A 16,738-nucleotide genomic window follows, 5' to 3' on the forward strand; every position below is an offset into this window, starting at 1 on the left:
GGTCGACGACATCGACGAGGTCGGCCGCGGCGCCCACACCATGCTCGAGAACAACCCCGAACGCCACATCTGGGGACTCGGCCGCCACCACGCCGGCGCGAACTTCTTCTGGTACCTCAAGGACCCGGCCGGGAACTTCTCCGAGTACTACTCCGACATGGACACCGTCCCCGAAGACGAACTCTGGTCCCCGGAAGTGCTGCACGGACTCCAAGGCCTCTACGCCTGGGGACCACCGCCCCCGCCGTCGTTCCTCGAACCCGACGACCTCGCAGCCCTGATGACCGGAGCGCATTCCGCGAAGGGGTGACTGCGGGCTTCGTCGACATCGAGAGGGTTCTGCCATGGACTCGGACACATTGCCACCACGCGCGCTCGTCGGCCGGGACGACGACGTTGCCTCGATCCTCACACTTCTCCGCGACCCCGCGGTCAGGATGCTGACCGTGGTCGGCACCGGAGGTGTGGGGAAGACCGCGGTCGTCGCCGCAGTGACGAGGGAACTGGTGACATCGGGCACCGACGTCACGCCGGTAGATCTGTCGGGATGCGAGTCCGCGACAGACGCGGTGACCCAGATCGGCAACACCATGGCGACGCCGCCCGAATCGGAGAAACCACACGTCGTCGTGGTCGACAGTCTCGAACGGATCCGCTCCGAGGTGCGCGCCCTCGGCGCGCTCCTGACTGCCCACCCGCACGTCCGGCTCCTCGCAACGAGCAGGGCCGCGACCGATCTGTCACACGAATACCGATATGTACTGCGCCCTCTCCCCTGTCCGGACGCAGACGGTGCCCCCAACATCGACGCGTCGACCAGTCCAGCGCTGAAACTCTTCCTCGATCACGCCCGCCGGGTTGCCTTCGAACGAGACCTCGGGGCCCAGGCCCACACGGTCGCCTCGATTTGCCGGCAACTCGGCGGGCTTCCCCTCGCCCTCGTGATCGCCGCCCATCAACTGAGCACGTTGACGCTGGACGCCTTGGCGGCGCGGATCGAAGACGGTTGGTCGCCGAACATGCGTGGACCCGCTGATCTTCCCGACCGTCACCGCACCTTGACCCGCACCGTTGCGGACACCGTGTCGCTGCTCGAGCCGGTCGATGCCGCCTTGTACAAGGTCCTTGCGGTTTTCGACGGCGTCATCGAACCTCGAGCACTGTCAGCGATTCTCGCCGATTCGGTGGGCGAACTGCATGGACCTGCCGAAGTCTGTTCTCCGCACGCGGTGGTGGATCACCTCGACGAATTCGTGCGCCTCAGCCTGCTCACTCCGGTGCCCGATCGGCCGGACCGTCGCAGACCCGCCTTCGCGATGGCGCAGACCACGCGCGACTACGGCCGGCTACTACTGCGGTCGGAACCACAGCCCGCGACCGCCAGAACTGCCCACGCACAGTACTTTCTGCACAGAGTGCTCGACGGCGCGGACCTCGTGGGGCCTGCCGCCGACGACTGGCTCACACGCACCGACGGTGACCTCGGCGACATCAGGTCGTCACTACGGTTCTACCTCGAACTGGGCGACGAACGCGCAGTCGACCTTGCCGCAGGAATGCGCAGCTACTGGCTCGCGAGAGGTCTCCTGCAGGAGGGCTTGCACTGGCTCACCGACAGTCTTCGGCTCACGGGAGACAGGCGGTCCGTGCCAGCCGTGCGCGCCCGCGAGGCCCGGGCAGTTCTCACCGGTGCCGCGTCGTCATATGCGCATGCGCTCGCCGAACTGGACGAATGTGCACGTCTTTGGCAGGAATTGGGTGAACCGACCACGCGAGCCCGCACTCTCGTCGACCTTGCCGCCGCCCGATTCGAAGTACACGGATTCGACGCCGCCCGCCCGCTCTTCGAGGAGGCCATCGCCAGCCTCGACGACGCGGACGACCAGTGGTGGGCAGCCCGCGCCCGCAGCCTCTTCGGCGCCTCGGCCGCCGCGACCGGCCACCACCGCGAGCTTGCCCGCAGCACCCTGGACCGTGCCGTCGAAGGGTTTCGCGGTGTCGGAGACAGCTCGTACACCAACGTGCCACTGCAACAACTCGGCCGCATTCTCCATGAGGACGGCCACGACACTCAGGCGACAGCGCTGCTCGCAGAGGGACTACGTCTGGCCCAGGACGCCGGTGATGCCTGGAACAGTTCGGTCTTCCTCAACCTCATCGCCGAGATCGAACTGGGCCGTGGCACCGTCGTCGCGGCTGCCACCCATTACCTCGAGAGCCTCGCTCTGGCGGCCGCGATCGGTGCGAGACCACGTTTCATCTGGTGTCTGGAAGGTCTTGCCGTGTGCCTCCACGATCTCGGCGACAGCGACTATGCCGCCCGGCTGGTAGGTCTGGCCATGTCTGTCCGCTCGACATTGAATCTGCATGACTGGATCGAATTCCCCGCCAGAGCGATAGATTTGACCGGAATCCTCACCGGACCGCCGTCCAATCTCTCGGTGCTGCACGCAGAAGGCTTCCGAATGACAGTCGGTGACGTCCTGGCCTACGCACCGCAGCTCGTGGCCGCCCGCAGCGCCCGGCGTAGTCGACAGGATCGCTATCCCGACGGTCTGACCGCCCGCGAGGTGCAGGTGCTCCGGTTGATCGCGGCCGGTTCGACCAGCCGGGCGATCGCCACCGAACTCGTCATCAGCATCGAGACCGTCGGCAGGCACATCAGCAACCTGTATCGCAAGATCGGGGCCTCCGGGCGAGCGGACGCAACCGCGTATGCCATCAGATCCGGGCTGATGGACGACTGACGCCCGCCACGACTCGAGTGCGGTCGGTTGCGCACGGGGTGCGGTTCAGAGCCGGAGTTGACGAGAACTTGTGATGCGCCGACCGGTGTTGTCGGAGAAGGCTTACGAGCGATACGACAACTTCGACTGAAGGAGCGACTGGTGCACGCAATCCGCGGCGACATCGACACCCCCACGCGATCGGCGATACACGACCTCGTCGTCGAATTCACCTGGAAGCTCGACCATGCGGAGCCGGCCGGRTTCGCGGAACTGTTCGAGACAGACGGAAGGTTCGTCACCGGTCAGGCGGTCACGGCCGGCACTGCCGCACTGCAGGCGTTCGCCGACGGACGCACAGCAATGGCTCGCACGTCCCGAAGCGTGCTCAGCAACCATCGCCTCGTTCGTCTCTCCACCTCGTCGATCGAGGGCACGGTGCTCGTCACCTTGTACATGCACGACGGACTCGAGGCTGGTGAACCCATCGCACAGTCGGTGGCGGAATACCGGGACATCTACGTTCGGGGCGCCGACCATGTGTGGCGTTTCCGTGAGCGGCGCTCGGTTCCGATCTTCACGAGGTCGGTGTGAATCCGGCCGGCAGCACGGTCGGCGAGGCCACCGATCGAACGCACCTGCTGCACACGTTGGATCTGGCGAGAACGGCGCGCGCCGACGGCAACCGGCCATTTGGTTCCCTTCTCGTCGATGCCGCAGGGATCGTTCTGCTGACGGCAACGAACACCGCAGTCACCGACCGCGACGTCACTGCGCACGCCGAGACCAATGTGGTGCGCGCGGCGTCGGCGTCCAGGTGGGCTTCGGCTCTTGCCTCGACCACGCTGTACAGCAGCGCGGAACCGTGCCCGATGTGCGCCGGCGCGATCTATCTGAGCGGCATAGGACGCGTGGTGTACGCACTCGCAGCCAAGGATCTGGCGTCATTTCCGGGGGCATCGGACCAGGTCCGCACGGTCCCTACGCCCATGGCGGAGGTGCTCGCAGGTGGCGATGGTCGTCCGGAGATCCGGCATCATCCGATGGGACAGGCCGCCCTCGAACCCCACCTCGACTACTGGACGGGGCAGGCACGATGATCCTCACCTCGACGGTTCGCCTCACTGCCGGGGACGGCCACACGTTCCGGGCCTACTCCGCGGGACCCGAAACACGTCACCATCGCGGTGGAATCGTTCTGCTGCACGAAATCTTCGGTATCAACCGTTACATGCGGACCATGGCTGAGATCTTTGCGGCGCAGGGGTTTCAGGCGCTCGTCCCCGACTTGTTCGCCCGCCAGGAGGCTGATGTCGAACTCGACTACACCGGGGAGGACTTCACTCACGCGATCGAGCTGCGGGACAACCTGGACCTGTCCACCGCCGGCCTCGACATTTCCGCGGCAATCCAGTGGCTTCGCCGAAGCGACTGGGGCAATGGGCGGGTCGGTGCGCTCGGCTACTGCCTCGGCGGCGGTCTGGCTATCCTGGCCGCCGCGAATGCCGACGTCGATACTGCGGTGAGCTACTACGGCGTCGGAGTGCAGGACCGCCTCGACGTGGCCGAACAGATCGATGTCCCCGTCCTGTTCCACTTCGCCGAAAATGATCACTATTGCCCGCCCGAGGCACGAACCGCCATCGCGGAGGCGTTCGCCGGGAACCCGGAGGCGGAGTTCTACCGGTACCCCGGTGCGAACCACGCGTTCGCAACCTTCGGACGCGACACGTTCGATTCCGAAGCAACCGATATCGCGTTCGAGCGCACCCTGCTGCATCTGCAGCGGTGGCTGGACTGACCTGACACATCCCGAGTTCTCGTCATTGCGTCCACAACTCGAACCCGCCAGGCTCAGTACAACGAGACTTTCGCCACACCGCCAGTCTCGAAAGATCGCGCGAACCGCGAGTCCCTTCAGGTCCCCGACCTCACTATTCTCGGAGAAGGAAACGACCGATGCACATACTGCCCCGACACGCCGTCATCGCCGGCCTGGTCACACTTGCCCTGGTATCGACGGCAAGTTGTAGTTCCTCGGACACAGAGTCCCGAACCGATGGCCTTCTCGACGTCACGGTGGGTCAGCTACCCATCGTCGACTCCGTTCCCTTCACGTTTGCGGTCGACAAGGGATTCTTCCGCGAGGAAGGGATCAACGCGACCGCAGACTTCACCAATGCCGGTGCCATGATCACGAACTTGGTCAACGGCTCCGACCAGTTCGCTCTCGGAGAGACAGCGATCGTCATCCAGGCGTTCGACAAGGGGCTCCCGCTGCGGATCGTCGGGGGCGTGACCAAGAGCACCGATCTCCCCGCTGAGGACACCGGAGTCGTGCTCGTCGCGAAGAACAGTGCCGTCAAGACACCCGCAGACCTGACCGGAAGAACCGTCGCGGTCGGGGCACTGAAAGGCAGTGGCGAACTGTCTCTCCGTGCCGCGCTCGACAAGGCCGGGGCGGACAGCGACCAGGTGAAATTCCTGGAAATGCCGTTGTCGGACATGACCGACGCCCTCGCCAAAGGCCATGTCGACGCCTTCAGCACGATCTCACCGTTCGATACCGCCGCGCTCGCCCAGGGTGCCACCCGCTTGATGTCACCGGGCGCAGAGGCGGTGCCGGGTGGCATGCAGCTGACCGTCGCCACCTCGCAGAAGTTCGAACAGGAAAATCCGGAGGCAGTGCAGGGCTTCGTCCGGGCACTGAACCGGGGCATCGAATACGCCGCCGCGCACCCGGACGAGGTGCGGGCAGTGCTGCCGGCGATCAGCCCGGTTCCCGCTGAACTGATTCCGGCAATGCGGCTCCCTGTCTTCGACGCCGGCGACCCCCGCGCCGCACTGACGCTGTGGACCGGGCTGATGGAGCAGTATCAGTTCGTCTCAGGAGACGTCGATGTCGACGAGTTGATGAGCTGATCGATCATGACCACGCTCACGCGCACGCCTCGGCCCCCGGCCGCAACCTCACCCTGGTTTCCACTCCCCCAGCGACGCCTGGCCACGCGGGCAGCGGTCATCGTCGCAGCCCTGGCAGGCTGGCAACTGGCGGTGCAGTCCGGGCTGTTGCCCTCGAGTTCGATACCGACTGCCACACAATCACTGTCGGCTCTCGCGTCGATGACGACCACGCCGGAATTCTGGATGACGCTGGGCCAGACCGCGGTGGGCTGGGTTGCGGGCCTCGCCCTGTGCGTCGTCCTCGCCGTCCCCGTCGGACTGCTGATCGGAACATCCGAGTTCCTCACCCGCAGCACACGCCTGATGATCGACTTCCTGCGCACCATTCCCGCGGTCGCACTCACCCCCGTTCTGCTGCTGATCCTCGGCTCGACGATGGAGATGAAGGTGCTCCTGGTCGTGTTCGGGGCGTGCTGGCCGCTACTGACGTCCACCGTCGACGGTGTGCATAACGTCGACCCTGTCGCCGCCGACACCGTGCGGTCGTTACGACTCTCGCGGTTCGATCGCATGACGCAACTGGTCCTGCCGTCCGCGCTCCCCTTCGTGGTCACCGGATTACGCACTTCGGCCGCCATCGCGCTGATGCTGACGACGGCGGCCGAGTACCTCGGCTCGGCTCCGGGACTGGGCAAGTCACTGGGCATAGCGCAGCAGGCCGGTGGTGTGGACGTGATGTTCGCCTGGCTGATGGTCGCGGGACTGCTCGGTGTTGCCCTCAACGTGGTCTTCCTCCACCTCGAACGCCGGGTGATTCCGTGGTCGCCCGCCAACAGAGAGACAGTGAAATGATACGGAGAACAGCACGAGCGGCAGCCGTCGAACTGTGGCTGCCCATCGTGGCCGTCGCCGTGGTGTGGGTGGCGACAACACGCAGGGAGAGTTTCTATTTCCCTCCACTTCAGCAGGTGGCGCATACCTTCCAGCAGATGTGGTTGTTCGACCGGATCGGATCGGATGCCGTTCCCAGCGTGCGGAACTTCCTCGCCGGTCTGGTGATTGCGACAGTGATCGGAATCGGTGCCGGGTTGGTGCTGGCGCTGCGCGAGGGTCTCTACGATGCCGCTCACCCGGTGTTCGAGTTCATGCGCTCGGTACCTGGGATCGTGCTCGTTCCCGTCGGCCTCGTGCTGATGGGTGTCGGGGACGAGATGAAGATCGCGGTTATCGCCTACGGGACGATCTGGCCTATCCTGCTCGGCACGATCGACGGTGTCCGCTCCCTGGACCCGCTCGTACGAGACATGATGCGCAGCTATCACATTCCGTTCCACCATCGGTTGCTGCGGGTCGTCCTGCCGGGGGCAAGCCCGCAGATTCTGGCCGGAGTGCGGATCAGCGTCGCGCTCGGCGTGGTGTTGATCATCGCCAGCGAATACGTCGCGTCCACGCACGGAATCGGATACGTGCAACTGCAGGCCGAACGCACCTTCGCGATTCCGGAGATGTGGTCGGCATTGTTACTTCTGGGAATTCTCGGTTACACGAGCAACGTCGTGTTCCGCGGCATCGAACGGTATCTACTCCGCTGGTACTACGGGCTCAGGAAAGCTGGGCAAGGAGGTTCTGCATCATGACCACATCCACCACCACCCCGGCCGCAGCCACCGACCCGGATGTGCCCGCTCGTCTCACTCTTGATGTGCGGGCCGTGGCAAAATCCTATGGTCGCGGGACCGCCTCCCGGCACATCCTGGCCGACGTCACGTTCACGGTCCATCAAGGGGAATTCGTCACCGTGGTCGGCCCCTCGGGGGCAGGCAAGACCACCCTGTTGCGGTGCCTCGCGGGACTGCTCTCACCGGACGCCGGCGAGGTCGCACTGGAGGGAGAGAATGTCACCGCTCCCCCGAAGGGCCTGGCCCTCGTCTTCCAGGACTACTCACGGTCCCTGCTCCCCTGGATGAGTGTGCTGGGCAATGTCATGCTCCCGCTCCGCCGTTCGGGCCTGAAACGAACAGAACGCCACCGCATCGCCGAGCAGGCGCTGCAGGCGGTGGGCCTTGCACACGCGACGAACCTCTATCCCTGGCAGATGTCGGGCGGGATGCAGCAACGCGCCGCCATCGCCCGCGCAGTCGCGTGCCGGCCCGAAGTGCTGCTGATGGACGAGCCCTTCGCATCGGTCGACGCGCAGACCCGAGCAGATCTCGAGGACCTGATGCTCAGACTGCGTGAGGAACTGGGGATGACCGTCGTTCTCGTCACCCATGACATCGACGAAGCGGTGTACCTGGCCGACCGCGTCATCGTCCTCTCCGGCGCTCCGACGTCGGTCACCGAGATCATCCAGGTCCCCCTACCCGGCCCCCGGGATCAACTGCACACCAAACTCGAGCCGGCCTTCGCCGAGCTACGCGCACATGTCCTCGGACTGATCCGGCGCTGAAAAATCCCGAGTTCCGGGGATGAACCGACGTTGCCGACCCGAGCAGTATCGAGCAAGAACACCTCCCACCACTGACCTGAAGTGAGGGCACGAATGTCGATCAGCACAGACACCCCCGACCGGACCGACACCACCTCGATCGCCGACGAATTCAAAGACACGATGGCATCCCTGTGCGCCCCGGTCACGGTGATCACCGCCATGACCGAGGACACGCCCGTGGGTGCCACTGTCAGCGCCTTCGGCTCGCTGTCGCTGACCCCGCCCATGATCACTGTCGCCCTCGACCGCCGCTCGCGGGTGCTGACCGCTGTCACCGCCACCGGCCGACTGGGCGTGAACATCCTCGGCGAGCACGATGAGGAACTCGCCCGCATCTTTGCTACCAGCGGCATCGATCGATTCGCCGACGCACCCTGGCGGATGGACAGCGGCCTGCCCCGCTTGATCGACGCCCCCGGCTGGCTCGGATGCGACGTCGCCCGGATCGTCGGCGGCGGCGACCACGTCATCATTCTCGGGCAGGTCAGAACGGTCGAAAACCGGCCCGCCCGCACCCTCTCCTACAGCAAACGCCGATTCGGGATCCATACTCCGCTGCCCGCCTCGGCCCGTCCGTGATACCCCAACCGCAAAGGAACCGACCGATGACCTCCACCACCACTGCCCCGCTGACCTCGTGGCCGCTCGCCCGCACCGATCGGCGCGCCGCGGCCCTCGCCGCGGTCGATTCCATCCGTGACGAACTCGCGATCGGCGCAATCGAATCCGAATCGGGTCGGCGCCTCAGTGACCGCTCCATCGCAGCACTGCGGCAGTCGCGCGTGCTCGGAATCATGACTCCCGACGATCTCGGCGGCAACGTCGTCGATGCCGTCACCGCGTTCGAGGTAATCGAAAAGATTGGGCACATCGACCCCGCCACCGCCTGGACAGCCACGATTCTTCTCGAAGGTGCCGGCGAGCTCGCCACCGTGGTCAGCGAAGACACAGCCCGCAGGATCTTCGCCGGCGGCATCGCCCTCAAGGCGGCGTCCCTCAAGCCCGGCAGCGCGCAAAGGGTGGACGGCGGCTACGTGGTCAGCGGTCGGTGGGACTTCGTCAGCGGTCTCTACCACGCTGACTACGTCACCGCGACGTTCCTCATCGCCGATGAGGCCGGCAAACCGGTACGCCGGGCCGCGCTCCTGCCGCGTGGCGAGATAGAGATCCTCGACGACTGGCAAGTACTCGGCATGCGTGGCACGGGCAGCAGCAGCTTCCAGGCCGACCATGTCTTCGTCGCCGACGACATGATCTACGACCCGATGGGTGAAGGCTGCCGCACCGACACCCCGCTGTCCCGCCTCGGCATGGTGCCCTTCGTGTTGCAAATGCACCCCGGCATGGTCCTCGGCGCGGCCCGCCGGGCTCTGGACGAAATTGTCGGCGCCGCGCCGAAGATCCGGCGCGGTGGGCGGATCAACCTGCATCAGCCTCCTGCCCTGACCGAACTCACCTGGTTCCAACGCGAACTCGGCGAACTCGACGCCCGCGTCCGCGCCGCGCGCAGCCTCTGCATCGATACCCTCCACCAGGTCAACGATGTGATCGACGCAGGAGACCGTGTTCAGCTCCCACTGCTCGACCAGATGCAGACCGCCGCCTCGCTCGCCGCGAAGACCTCGGTGGAAGTGGTCACCCGCGCGTTCCGGCATGCGGGTGCCGCCGCGATCCTCGACGACAGTCTCCTGTCCAAACTCCTCCGCGACCTCAACACCATCTCCGCTCATGGGGTGATGGGTGAGGCCGGTTTCGAAAGCCACGCAGAATTCATCCTCGGCCTCCAGACCGACGAGAACCGCCGGATGGTGTGACCGCGCGACCCTCGGACCCGTCACTCGAAGGAGGAACAGCGTTGCCCAAGCTCGACATCATCGTCGCCAGCACCCGTCCAGGCAGAATCGGTTTGCAGGTAGGACAGTGGGTAGCATCGGATGCCGATGTTCACGGGGGATTCTCGGAGGTCGAACTCGTCGACCTCCGAGAGGTGAACCTGCCGTTCATGGACGAACCCCACCATCGACGACTGAGCCAGAACACGCATCAGCACACCATCGACTGGACCGCCACGGTCGCCGAGACGGATGCGTTCGTCTACGAGCCGGTCGGCCTGGTCAGCTGCGGCGGCATCTCAGCCGGGACACGAGCGCCGCACAGATGATCAAGCAGGTTGTCACGACAGTGAACATGACCCCGGTGGCGGAGGCGGTCGCGATACCGTTCGTCGCCCAGTTCCTCGACGAGAAGCGCAACTTCGTCCCGACCCCGCCGTGTCCGCATCGGCCCAGGCAATGTTCGACGAGCTTGTCCGGGTGAGCCGGCCCTGCGTCCCCCGCGCGGCACGTAGAGCCGAATCGGACGGATCCCGGACGTCAATCGACGACGAAGTGCGTCCGCTCGAAGAACCGCCCGACGCCCCGTTCCCGCTGTCGTCCGATGACATACCGACCGGGGGCCATGCCGGTGGCTCCGTGCTCGGGGTGGATGAGGTAGGCGGTAACGCGGGTGTCGAGGATGCCGAGCGCGAGGCGCCGGGGGTCGTTCACCGGTGTCGACCATATGCACATGCCTTCGTCGGCGACGAGGCTGTGCGGGTTTCCGCCCGCCGCGCTCCGCAGCAACTCCACTCCCGACAGCGGGACGTTCTCCGACCGCGTCCATGGACCGGGCGTGACGACGTCGGCGACAAGCGAATACGGGACTACGATGAGGTCGCCCTGAGCCTGCATACCGTCGATGACGGTACGGATACCTCCTGATCGAGATAGTCGAACACATCGAGGCCCGTGAGGGCCGTGAGATCGGACAAGGTCATGATCGAATTCATGCGAATCACCTTCGGAGTTCGGGTTTTCGGGTTTCAGGTTCGACGAACGAGCCGGGCGTAGTCGGCGCCATTGATGCCGTAGGTCCAGGCTGCGGCATCCAACGCCGACGAAATTCGTGTCGGCACATAGATCCCGTATCGTCGCCGACGGCCGTCGCGTTCGGGGGAACCGTTGACGGCGAGCAGGATGTGATCGCTGCGGCCCCAGCCGTCCGATATCACGTAAAGCTGCAGCGTGTGACCGACATTGCCGGGATCGTCGGCTCGGTCGATCAGCGCGAGTCCGGCCGCGTCGATGTAGGTGTCCCATCCGATGCGCTCGATCGCGCATCGGCGGACCTCGACATTACGTTCGCGGGCGATACGTTCGACCGTCGGCTCGAGGACGACCCAGTCGGGGACGACAGTCCCGTGCTGCACGAAAAGCGCCCGACCATCTTCGAATTCCAGCGCAGGCGCATCCGGGTGATGCAACCGGTGCTCGTTGTGAACACGGCCCGGTATGGGCTCAGCATGCAGGGCGGTGGGCCGTTCGGCAACGACGCACACATTGTCGAACGCCCACCACCACCCGGTCGCGCCGGTCAGGGCGGTATGGACGTCGAGTAGCTCGACATCGTCGGAGCGGAACCTGGCGAGCCCAAACCGACGGTACGCGTCGTAGTACGCGACCCGATGGGCCTCTTGCTGTCCATACCAGCTCACGCCGCCGACGACGGCGGGCATCAGTGTCCGTATCGCAGCCGCGGCCCCATCGAAAAGGCTCGTGCGCAACGAATCCCACACGGCGGCTCGAATGATTGCATTGGGGCTGATGCCGACGCGGGCAGAGTTGTCGGGCGACTGGGCTCGCGCGGTCTCGATCGCCCGGCGTTCGTGCGGCCAGTCGGATCGCCCTCGGGCGATCAATGCGTCCATGCGTCTGCGCGATTTCGAAAGCATGGTTGCTATTCGGGCGGAGACGCACTGAACTCCGTCGCCGGCAAACGACAGCGTCGTCGCCAACCCCTCGGCGGCGATCAGGTCCGATCCCGCTGGAGGTGACGGCACCCAGACGAACTCCGGCCGGCTGAATCCGGCTCGACGATAAAATGTTTCGACAGCCGATTCCGCCGTGGTGCGATCGGATGGGCGTGCACACAACCCGTGCGCGAGCCATGCGTCACGCGCAGCTTCGACACCGAACATGTATTCGGCGGAGTGATCAGTGTTACCGGTGAATGTCGCTCGGTGTCGAGTCGCCGAGCGAAACGGTGCGGCGCTCACGCGACTGTGGCGGAGTCCGCCTTTCCCATAGTCATGCGTACGAGCGTGGCACGCGAATGCCTCGAACGCAAGACCTCCGGCTGACCCCCGCGATCTGTCGAGGGCCGCATCCCTCGCCGACTCGGTCCAGAGGGGTGGCCAGACACCACCCCCAGGGGGTCTAACACGACCCGCCCCTGCGCGCCACGATGGAGGAACCGGAATCGACAACACCCGCCCCGACCGCCAGAAAGCACACCATGACGTCGACCAACTACGGCGACCCGCCGACCGACGGAGCCCGGCAACACACTACCTCAACGGGCGCACTCCGAAAGGGGAACTCCCAGTGACGGACTCTGTTCTCTCGTACACCGACCGTGGGCGTACCGACGAGATGACTCTCGTCCCGGACCACTCCCCGATCGTCATCGGCCGCTCCTCGTACGCCGACCTGTCGCTGCCCACCGACCCCGACATCTCACGCCTGCACGCGACCATCGAACGCATCGGCATCCACTGGACCATCACCGACGACGGCCTCTCCCGCAACGGCACCTTCGTCAACGGCACCCGCGTGCAAGGACGCCAGACACTGCACCCCGGAGACGTCATCCAAGTCGGCGAGAGCATGCTCACCTACCATGGGGAGCCTGGCACCGACTGCGGCGTCACCCACATCGGGGGCACCGTCGACGCCGACATCGTTCTCACACCCGCGCAACGCACCGTCCTCACCGAACTGTGCCGGCCATTCCACGACGGCACCGACCACCCCATCCCGGCCTCGAACCGACAGATTGCCGACGCCCTGCACCTGAGCACCGAAACCGTCAAGACCCATCTCCGTGCCCTCTTCAGCACATTCCAGATAGAGGACCTCCCTCAGAATCAGAAACGCTCCCGACTCGTCACTCTCGCCCTCAACAACGGCATCCTCAACTAGGGTTCTGATCGGTTCCAAGCCGAAGGGGGTCGATTTCCAACCCTAAGATGCGTTTCGATGCGCGGGAGGTCCGGCGGATCCTGTTGTTGCCAACAAAATCTATCAAGCGAGGAATGCATGGATCCGATCATCGTGATTCTCGGTGGTGTGGTGGGCGCCGTCGCCGCATATGTCGTGCCGCTCTGGCTGATTCGAAGCGGCCGCAGTCCGCGGCTCGCCGCGAAACGTGAGGTGTCCACGGCGATCGACAACGGCGCGCTGCCACCGAACGCAGACATCTGGTCATGGCGAACGCGAGTGGTCGAGAACCGACAGTCGGTCGCCCGCGGCAGCTGGGCGATGCTCGCCGCCGGTGTCCTCATGTCATTCGTCGCGCTCGCCAACTTCGCCGACGAGGGTGACTCCTTCCTGACGTGGGTGTTCGTATGGTTGGCCGCCACGTTACTTGCCGCGGTGTTCGGGATGCATCGCCAGGTGAAGCGGGCGGATGCTCTAATCGCGGCTATCACCGCAGGACCAACTGGAACAACTAATTCCGGTCCTCGTTGAGTAGACACTCGCATTCGACATTCGGTCGTACGGCGACGCGCGCGAATAGGACGAGCGCGAATAGACTGTGCCCGCAGGTACGCTCGCCGATCTCGGCGGAGCCCGATACTCGCGAGACAAGGAGGACGCATTCGAATGCGACGCGTCGTGCGGGCCTTCTGGGGGCCGCGGCCGGAGCCGGTCGAAGCGCTGGCGGGGCGGTGGCGGCAGACTGTGGAACAGGTCTCGCAGCTGCTGCCGGAAGTCGCGTCACCGGTGGAAGGCAACTGGCGGCAGGTGCACGCGTCGGGACCGGATACCGCTTGTGCGCCGGATGAGCTGACAGCCGTTCTCCTCGTCGCGCAGGAGGCGGAGGCGTGGTCGGATTTGACGGGCACCGGGTTGCGGTTGCTCTGTACCGGTGAGGCCGGGTGGGCGGTCGAACTCTCCGGCGTGGCCGGAGGTACCCCGCAGTTTCTGTTGCAGTCAATGGTGATGAGTGTCGACGCGCCCCACGGTGCCGTCGTCCCCGAATCTGAACTGCTCACGATGCTTGCGTCGACGTGGGAACCGGACTTCGGCGACGTGACCGACGACGACACTCTCGATGCCCTCGAGGACGACGCCGGATTCGTCGTCGGCGATCCTGTGGTCGGCCGGTCCGGCTACCTGTGCTCGGCCCGCGCAGTCCTGATACCCGACGGCCTGGAGGCGAGCCGTCGGGCCGTTCCGGACGGCGGCGTGCTTCTTCAGATCGCAGCGTCGGGCGAGATCGACACGGTGGTCAGCGTGTACGAGCAGCTGCGGGACGCGGGCGCACTCGCACCGCTCCCACGGCCGCTGGACCGGCCGACGCTGTGAGGTCGCGGCAAGCCGCGCATGTCAACCGAGTTCTACTCGCCTTCGGGTTCTGCAGTCCTCGGCTGCTCGGTCTGCTTGGGTGCAGCCGGCACCCATTCCCGTAGTTGCTGCACCACCGTCCCGTAGAACGCGTCCGCCGAGGACGTCACGCTGCTGATGAAACTCGCCGCCGTTCCCGACCTTCGACCGCCCATCGGGAATGACTGCTCGAGGCAGAAGGACACTATGTCCCCGGACCGGCCGGCGGTGAGCACTTTCGGATCGGCCCGCACCGCCGCGATGTGCTCGCAGGCCTCGTTTCCCCGCTCGGAAAACACCGCCTCCACCTGCACATCGCCGGGGACATCCTTGAGTTGCTTGAGCAGCCACGACAGCCGGCGACCGGAGGTTCCCTCGTTCGGTGCGTCTACGGTGGTGCGGCACCGGATCTTGTTGGTCCGCACATCCGCGATCACCACCAGATCGCCCGCAGTCTCCGGGATCCGCAGGACCGCCTCGAACACGCCGTCGGCCGACAACCGCTCGGCAACCGCCGCATTGCGGGCCACCGGATCGGTGCTGTGCCTGCGCGGCAGGACGTGTTTGACGGTGACCCCCAACTCGGCCGTCAGTCGCAGTGCGAGATGCCGGGACAGGGACACCCAGGTGTCGGCCACGGAGGCGGCTTTCTGGTCGCCGGCGCGCAGGGTGCCGGCGGTGACCGCGTCGCGGACCGTGACCCAGTGCCTTCCCATGTCGACGAACTCGACCGCCCCGGAACGCGGATGGTCCAGGTACCGCACGAACTCGGCAAGGACCCACGCCTGCAGATCGTCGTCGATTCCGCCGTGGGACAGCAGCATCCGCGCCTCGTGCGCCACCTCCGCCCACGACAAATGCCGTAGAGCGACCTTGGCGAGCTTGCGCCGATCGACCTCCACCGGCAGCTCCCCCGCGCTGGCCGGGACGTCGTTCGACAAGCTGACCACGACGTCGTACTTCTTCTTCCGAGCTACGTCGAGATAGTTCTCGAGCTGCTCCTTCTTCAGCTTGCCGCTGCCGGTCTTGACCTCGAGCAGACCGGTCCACACCCTGCTGCCGCGGGCGACCTTCAACACGGCATCCGGAATCACCTTCGTCTCGCCCCGCTCGTACGCCACCTCCACGTACCCCTCGAAGGTGCCCGCGGGAGCCCCCACCCGGGCACACACCGCGCGTGCGAACGGACGCACCGCCTGCATCGTCGCGATCAGTGCGGACGTGGCACGCCGCTCCTGCTCCTCACCCGCGCCGACGCCGATGACCGAGAACAACCGCGCCGGCTGCCAGGTGTCCTGTTCGGCGAGGCCGAACACGAGTGGCTTCGACTTCTTCACCGCCCGCTTGGCAGTGCGGACACCCCGGGTCGTCGCTTTCCGTGGTGCGGCCGGTGTCGTGGGCAGTTCGGGCACCAATTGCGGGGCGTCGCCGGTGGAGCCGGGCGGCGCCACCACGGCGGATTCCTCACTGTCGGATGGGGTGTCGGCGGTCGCGGTGAGTTCGGGGTCCTGGTCGTCGTCGATGTCGACTCCGAAATCCGTGGCCAACCCCGCCAGCCCGGACTCCCAGCCCTGCCCGACCGCCCGAACCTTCCAGTCGCCATTGCGGCGGTACACCTCGCCGAATACGAATGCCGACTCGGTGGTGGCATCGGCAGTGACGTACTCCGCCAACGTGTGCCCGGCACCGTCGACGACCCGGAGGGCGAGTTTGCCGAGGTCACCGAACCCGCCGGCAGCGACACTGCCGCCGAGGGCAACGGTGTGCACATCGTCCGGCACGGCGGACAGATCGATCGCGATCCTCGCCTGCGCCCCTTCCTCGGTGCCGCTCGCGCCTAGGAACCGAATCGATCCGTCGGTCGACTCCGGCTGGTTGTAGAACACGAAATCGGCATCGGAGCGCACCTTCCGGTCCGCGTTCAGCAGCAATGCCGACGCGTCGACCTCGACGTCCGACTCGGTCCACCCGAGCACCACGTCGATCTGCTCCACGTCAGCGGGCAGGGACAGGTTCTGCCCCTTGGACAGCATCGGAAACTCCACCAGAACCACCTTTGTTCGACCCGGTACCGCAACGACCTGTGCCGCCGGACAGGGCCTGTGCCGACAACCGACGTCCGTCGCATCAACTGCGCATACTAATCGGTTCGTTTCGCTCACGGACACCACCCGGCAAACATCGTGTCGCCG

Annotated in this window: 18 protein-coding genes and 1 pseudogene; 16 read left to right on the forward strand and 3 right to left on the reverse strand. The window is 65.7% G+C overall.

Features of this window, described 5'->3' with window-relative positions; all coding sequences use genetic code 11:
• The 13 genes from AC1DWT_RS26715 to AC1DWT_RS26775 all read left to right on the forward strand — a co-directional run.
• Positions 1-310, forward strand: a 310-nt coding sequence (locus AC1DWT_RS26715) for a VOC family protein (RefSeq protein ID WP_477922937.1), incomplete at its 5' end; no start/stop codon positions are given.
• Positions 311-344: 34 nt separating this feature from the next.
• Positions 345-2,747: a LuxR C-terminal-related transcriptional regulator gene (locus AC1DWT_RS26720; protein ID WP_072943422.1), complete on the forward strand. Its 2,403-nt coding sequence runs from the start codon at positions 345-347 to the stop codon at positions 2,745-2,747.
• Positions 2,748-2,888: 141 nt separating this feature from the next.
• Positions 2,889-3,320, forward strand: coding sequence for a nuclear transport factor 2 family protein (locus tag AC1DWT_RS26725; RefSeq protein ID WP_072943420.1), 432 nt, complete (start codon positions 2,889-2,891; stop codon positions 3,318-3,320).
• Positions 3,317-3,826 carry a nucleoside deaminase gene (locus AC1DWT_RS26730; RefSeq protein WP_206012358.1) on the forward strand — a complete coding sequence of 170 codons (510 nt, stop codon included), beginning with the start codon at positions 3,317-3,319 and terminating at the stop codon, positions 3,824-3,826. The genes AC1DWT_RS26725 and AC1DWT_RS26730 overlap by 4 nt, the downstream gene beginning before the upstream one ends.
• Positions 3,823-4,527, forward strand: coding sequence for a dienelactone hydrolase family protein (locus tag AC1DWT_RS26735; RefSeq protein WP_206012359.1), 705 nt, complete (start codon positions 3,823-3,825; stop codon positions 4,525-4,527). Before AC1DWT_RS26730 ends, AC1DWT_RS26735 begins: the two co-directional genes overlap by 4 nt.
• Positions 4,528-4,685: 158 nt before the next feature.
• Complete coding sequence (locus tag AC1DWT_RS26740; protein WP_477922940.1) at positions 4,686-5,648, forward strand: ABC transporter substrate-binding protein; 963 nt, start codon at positions 4,686-4,688, stop codon at positions 5,646-5,648.
• Positions 5,649-5,654: 6 nt separating this feature from the next.
• Positions 5,655-6,482 (forward strand): ABC transporter permease, encoded by an 828-nt coding sequence (locus AC1DWT_RS26745; protein WP_206012361.1) that lies wholly within the window; start codon positions 5,655-5,657, stop codon positions 6,480-6,482.
• Positions 6,479-7,267: an ABC transporter permease gene (locus AC1DWT_RS26750; protein ID WP_206012362.1), complete on the forward strand. Its 789-nt coding sequence runs from the start codon at positions 6,479-6,481 to the stop codon at positions 7,265-7,267. Before AC1DWT_RS26745 ends, AC1DWT_RS26750 begins: the two co-directional genes overlap by 4 nt.
• A complete protein-coding gene (locus AC1DWT_RS26755; protein ID WP_095864083.1) occupies positions 7,264-8,079 on the forward strand; it encodes an ABC transporter ATP-binding protein in 816 nt (271 codons plus the stop codon). The genes AC1DWT_RS26750 and AC1DWT_RS26755 overlap by 4 nt, the downstream gene beginning before the upstream one ends.
• 93 nt (positions 8,080-8,172) lie before the next feature.
• Positions 8,173-8,700 (forward strand): flavin reductase family protein, encoded by a 528-nt coding sequence (locus tag AC1DWT_RS26760; RefSeq protein ID WP_072943410.1) that lies wholly within the window; start codon positions 8,173-8,175, stop codon positions 8,698-8,700.
• A gap of 26 nt (positions 8,701-8,726) precedes the next feature.
• Entirely contained in the window at positions 8,727-9,935 is a 1,209-nt protein-coding gene (locus AC1DWT_RS26765) for an acyl-CoA dehydrogenase family protein (RefSeq protein ID WP_072943409.1), read from the forward strand.
• A 41-nt stretch (positions 9,936-9,976) separates the two neighbouring features.
• Entirely contained in the window at positions 9,977-10,282 is a 306-nt protein-coding gene (locus AC1DWT_RS26770) for an NADPH-dependent FMN reductase (protein ID WP_206012363.1), read from the forward strand.
• Complete coding sequence (locus AC1DWT_RS26775) at positions 10,279-10,437, forward strand: hypothetical protein (protein ID WP_206012364.1); 159 nt, start codon at positions 10,279-10,281, stop codon at positions 10,435-10,437. The genes AC1DWT_RS26770 and AC1DWT_RS26775 overlap by 4 nt, the downstream gene beginning before the upstream one ends.
• A gap of 56 nt (positions 10,438-10,493) precedes the next feature.
• On the opposite strand, the pseudogene AC1DWT_RS26780 reads toward AC1DWT_RS26775, so the two are convergent.
• Both AC1DWT_RS26780 and AC1DWT_RS26785 read right to left on the reverse strand, forming a co-directional pair.
• Positions 10,494-10,948 (reverse strand): annotated as a pseudogene (locus AC1DWT_RS26780) (hypothetical protein).
• A gap of 33 nt (positions 10,949-10,981) precedes the next feature.
• A complete protein-coding gene (locus AC1DWT_RS26785) occupies positions 10,982-12,214 on the reverse strand; it encodes a DUF6745 domain-containing protein (protein WP_206012366.1) in 1,233 nt (410 codons plus the stop codon).
• 328 nt (positions 12,215-12,542) lie between these two features.
• Between AC1DWT_RS26785 and AC1DWT_RS26790 the strand changes: the two genes are divergently transcribed.
• The 3 genes from AC1DWT_RS26790 (at position 12,543) to AC1DWT_RS26800 (ending at position 14,528) form a co-directional block, all read left to right on the forward strand.
• Positions 12,543-13,139, forward strand: a complete 597-nt coding sequence (locus tag AC1DWT_RS26790; protein ID WP_206012367.1) for an FHA domain-containing protein — start codon at positions 12,543-12,545, stop codon at positions 13,137-13,139.
• A 117-nt stretch (positions 13,140-13,256) separates the two neighbouring features.
• Positions 13,257-13,688 (forward strand): hypothetical protein, encoded by a 432-nt coding sequence (locus tag AC1DWT_RS26795; protein WP_206012368.1) that lies wholly within the window; start codon positions 13,257-13,259, stop codon positions 13,686-13,688.
• Positions 13,689-13,823: 135 nt separating this feature from the next.
• Positions 13,824-14,528 (forward strand): hypothetical protein, encoded by a 705-nt coding sequence (locus AC1DWT_RS26800; RefSeq protein WP_206012369.1) that lies wholly within the window; start codon positions 13,824-13,826, stop codon positions 14,526-14,528.
• A gap of 32 nt (positions 14,529-14,560) precedes the next feature.
• Here AC1DWT_RS26800 and AC1DWT_RS26805 read toward each other — a convergent pair whose 3' ends face one another.
• A complete protein-coding gene (locus AC1DWT_RS26805) occupies positions 14,561-16,591 on the reverse strand; it encodes a TerD family protein (protein ID WP_206012370.1) in 2,031 nt (676 codons plus the stop codon).
• Between the last annotated feature and the right edge of the window lie 147 nt (positions 16,592-16,738).

It is taken from the genome of Rhodococcus sp. P4_B6, from assembly GCF_056402215.1.

Coding starts and splice junctions, on each gene's coding strand:
- AC1DWT_RS26795 (WP_206012368.1), top strand. CDS start 13,257: ATGGATCCGATCATCGTGATTCTCGGTGGTGTGGTGGGCGCCGTCGCC.
- AC1DWT_RS26775 (WP_206012364.1), top strand. CDS start 10,279: ATGATCAAGCAGGTTGTCACGACAGTGAACATGACCCCGGTGGCGGAG.
- AC1DWT_RS26760 (WP_072943410.1), top strand. CDS start 8,173: ATGTCGATCAGCACAGACACCCCCGACCGGACCGACACCACCTCGATC.
- AC1DWT_RS26750 (WP_206012362.1), top strand. CDS start 6,479: ATGATACGGAGAACAGCACGAGCGGCAGCCGTCGAACTGTGGCTGCCC.
- AC1DWT_RS26800 (WP_206012369.1), top strand. CDS start 13,824: ATGCGACGCGTCGTGCGGGCCTTCTGGGGGCCGCGGCCGGAGCCGGTC.
- AC1DWT_RS26740 (WP_477922940.1), top strand. CDS start 4,686: ATGCACATACTGCCCCGACACGCCGTCATCGCCGGCCTGGTCACACTT.
- AC1DWT_RS26745 (WP_206012361.1), top strand. CDS start 5,655: ATGACCACGCTCACGCGCACGCCTCGGCCCCCGGCCGCAACCTCACCC.
- AC1DWT_RS26720 (WP_072943422.1), top strand. CDS start 345: ATGGACTCGGACACATTGCCACCACGCGCGCTCGTCGGCCGGGACGAC.
- AC1DWT_RS26755 (WP_095864083.1), top strand. CDS start 7,264: ATGACCACATCCACCACCACCCCGGCCGCAGCCACCGACCCGGATGTG.
- AC1DWT_RS26765 (WP_072943409.1), top strand. CDS start 8,727: ATGACCTCCACCACCACTGCCCCGCTGACCTCGTGGCCGCTCGCCCGC.
- AC1DWT_RS26735 (WP_206012359.1), top strand. CDS start 3,823: ATGATCCTCACCTCGACGGTTCGCCTCACTGCCGGGGACGGCCACACG.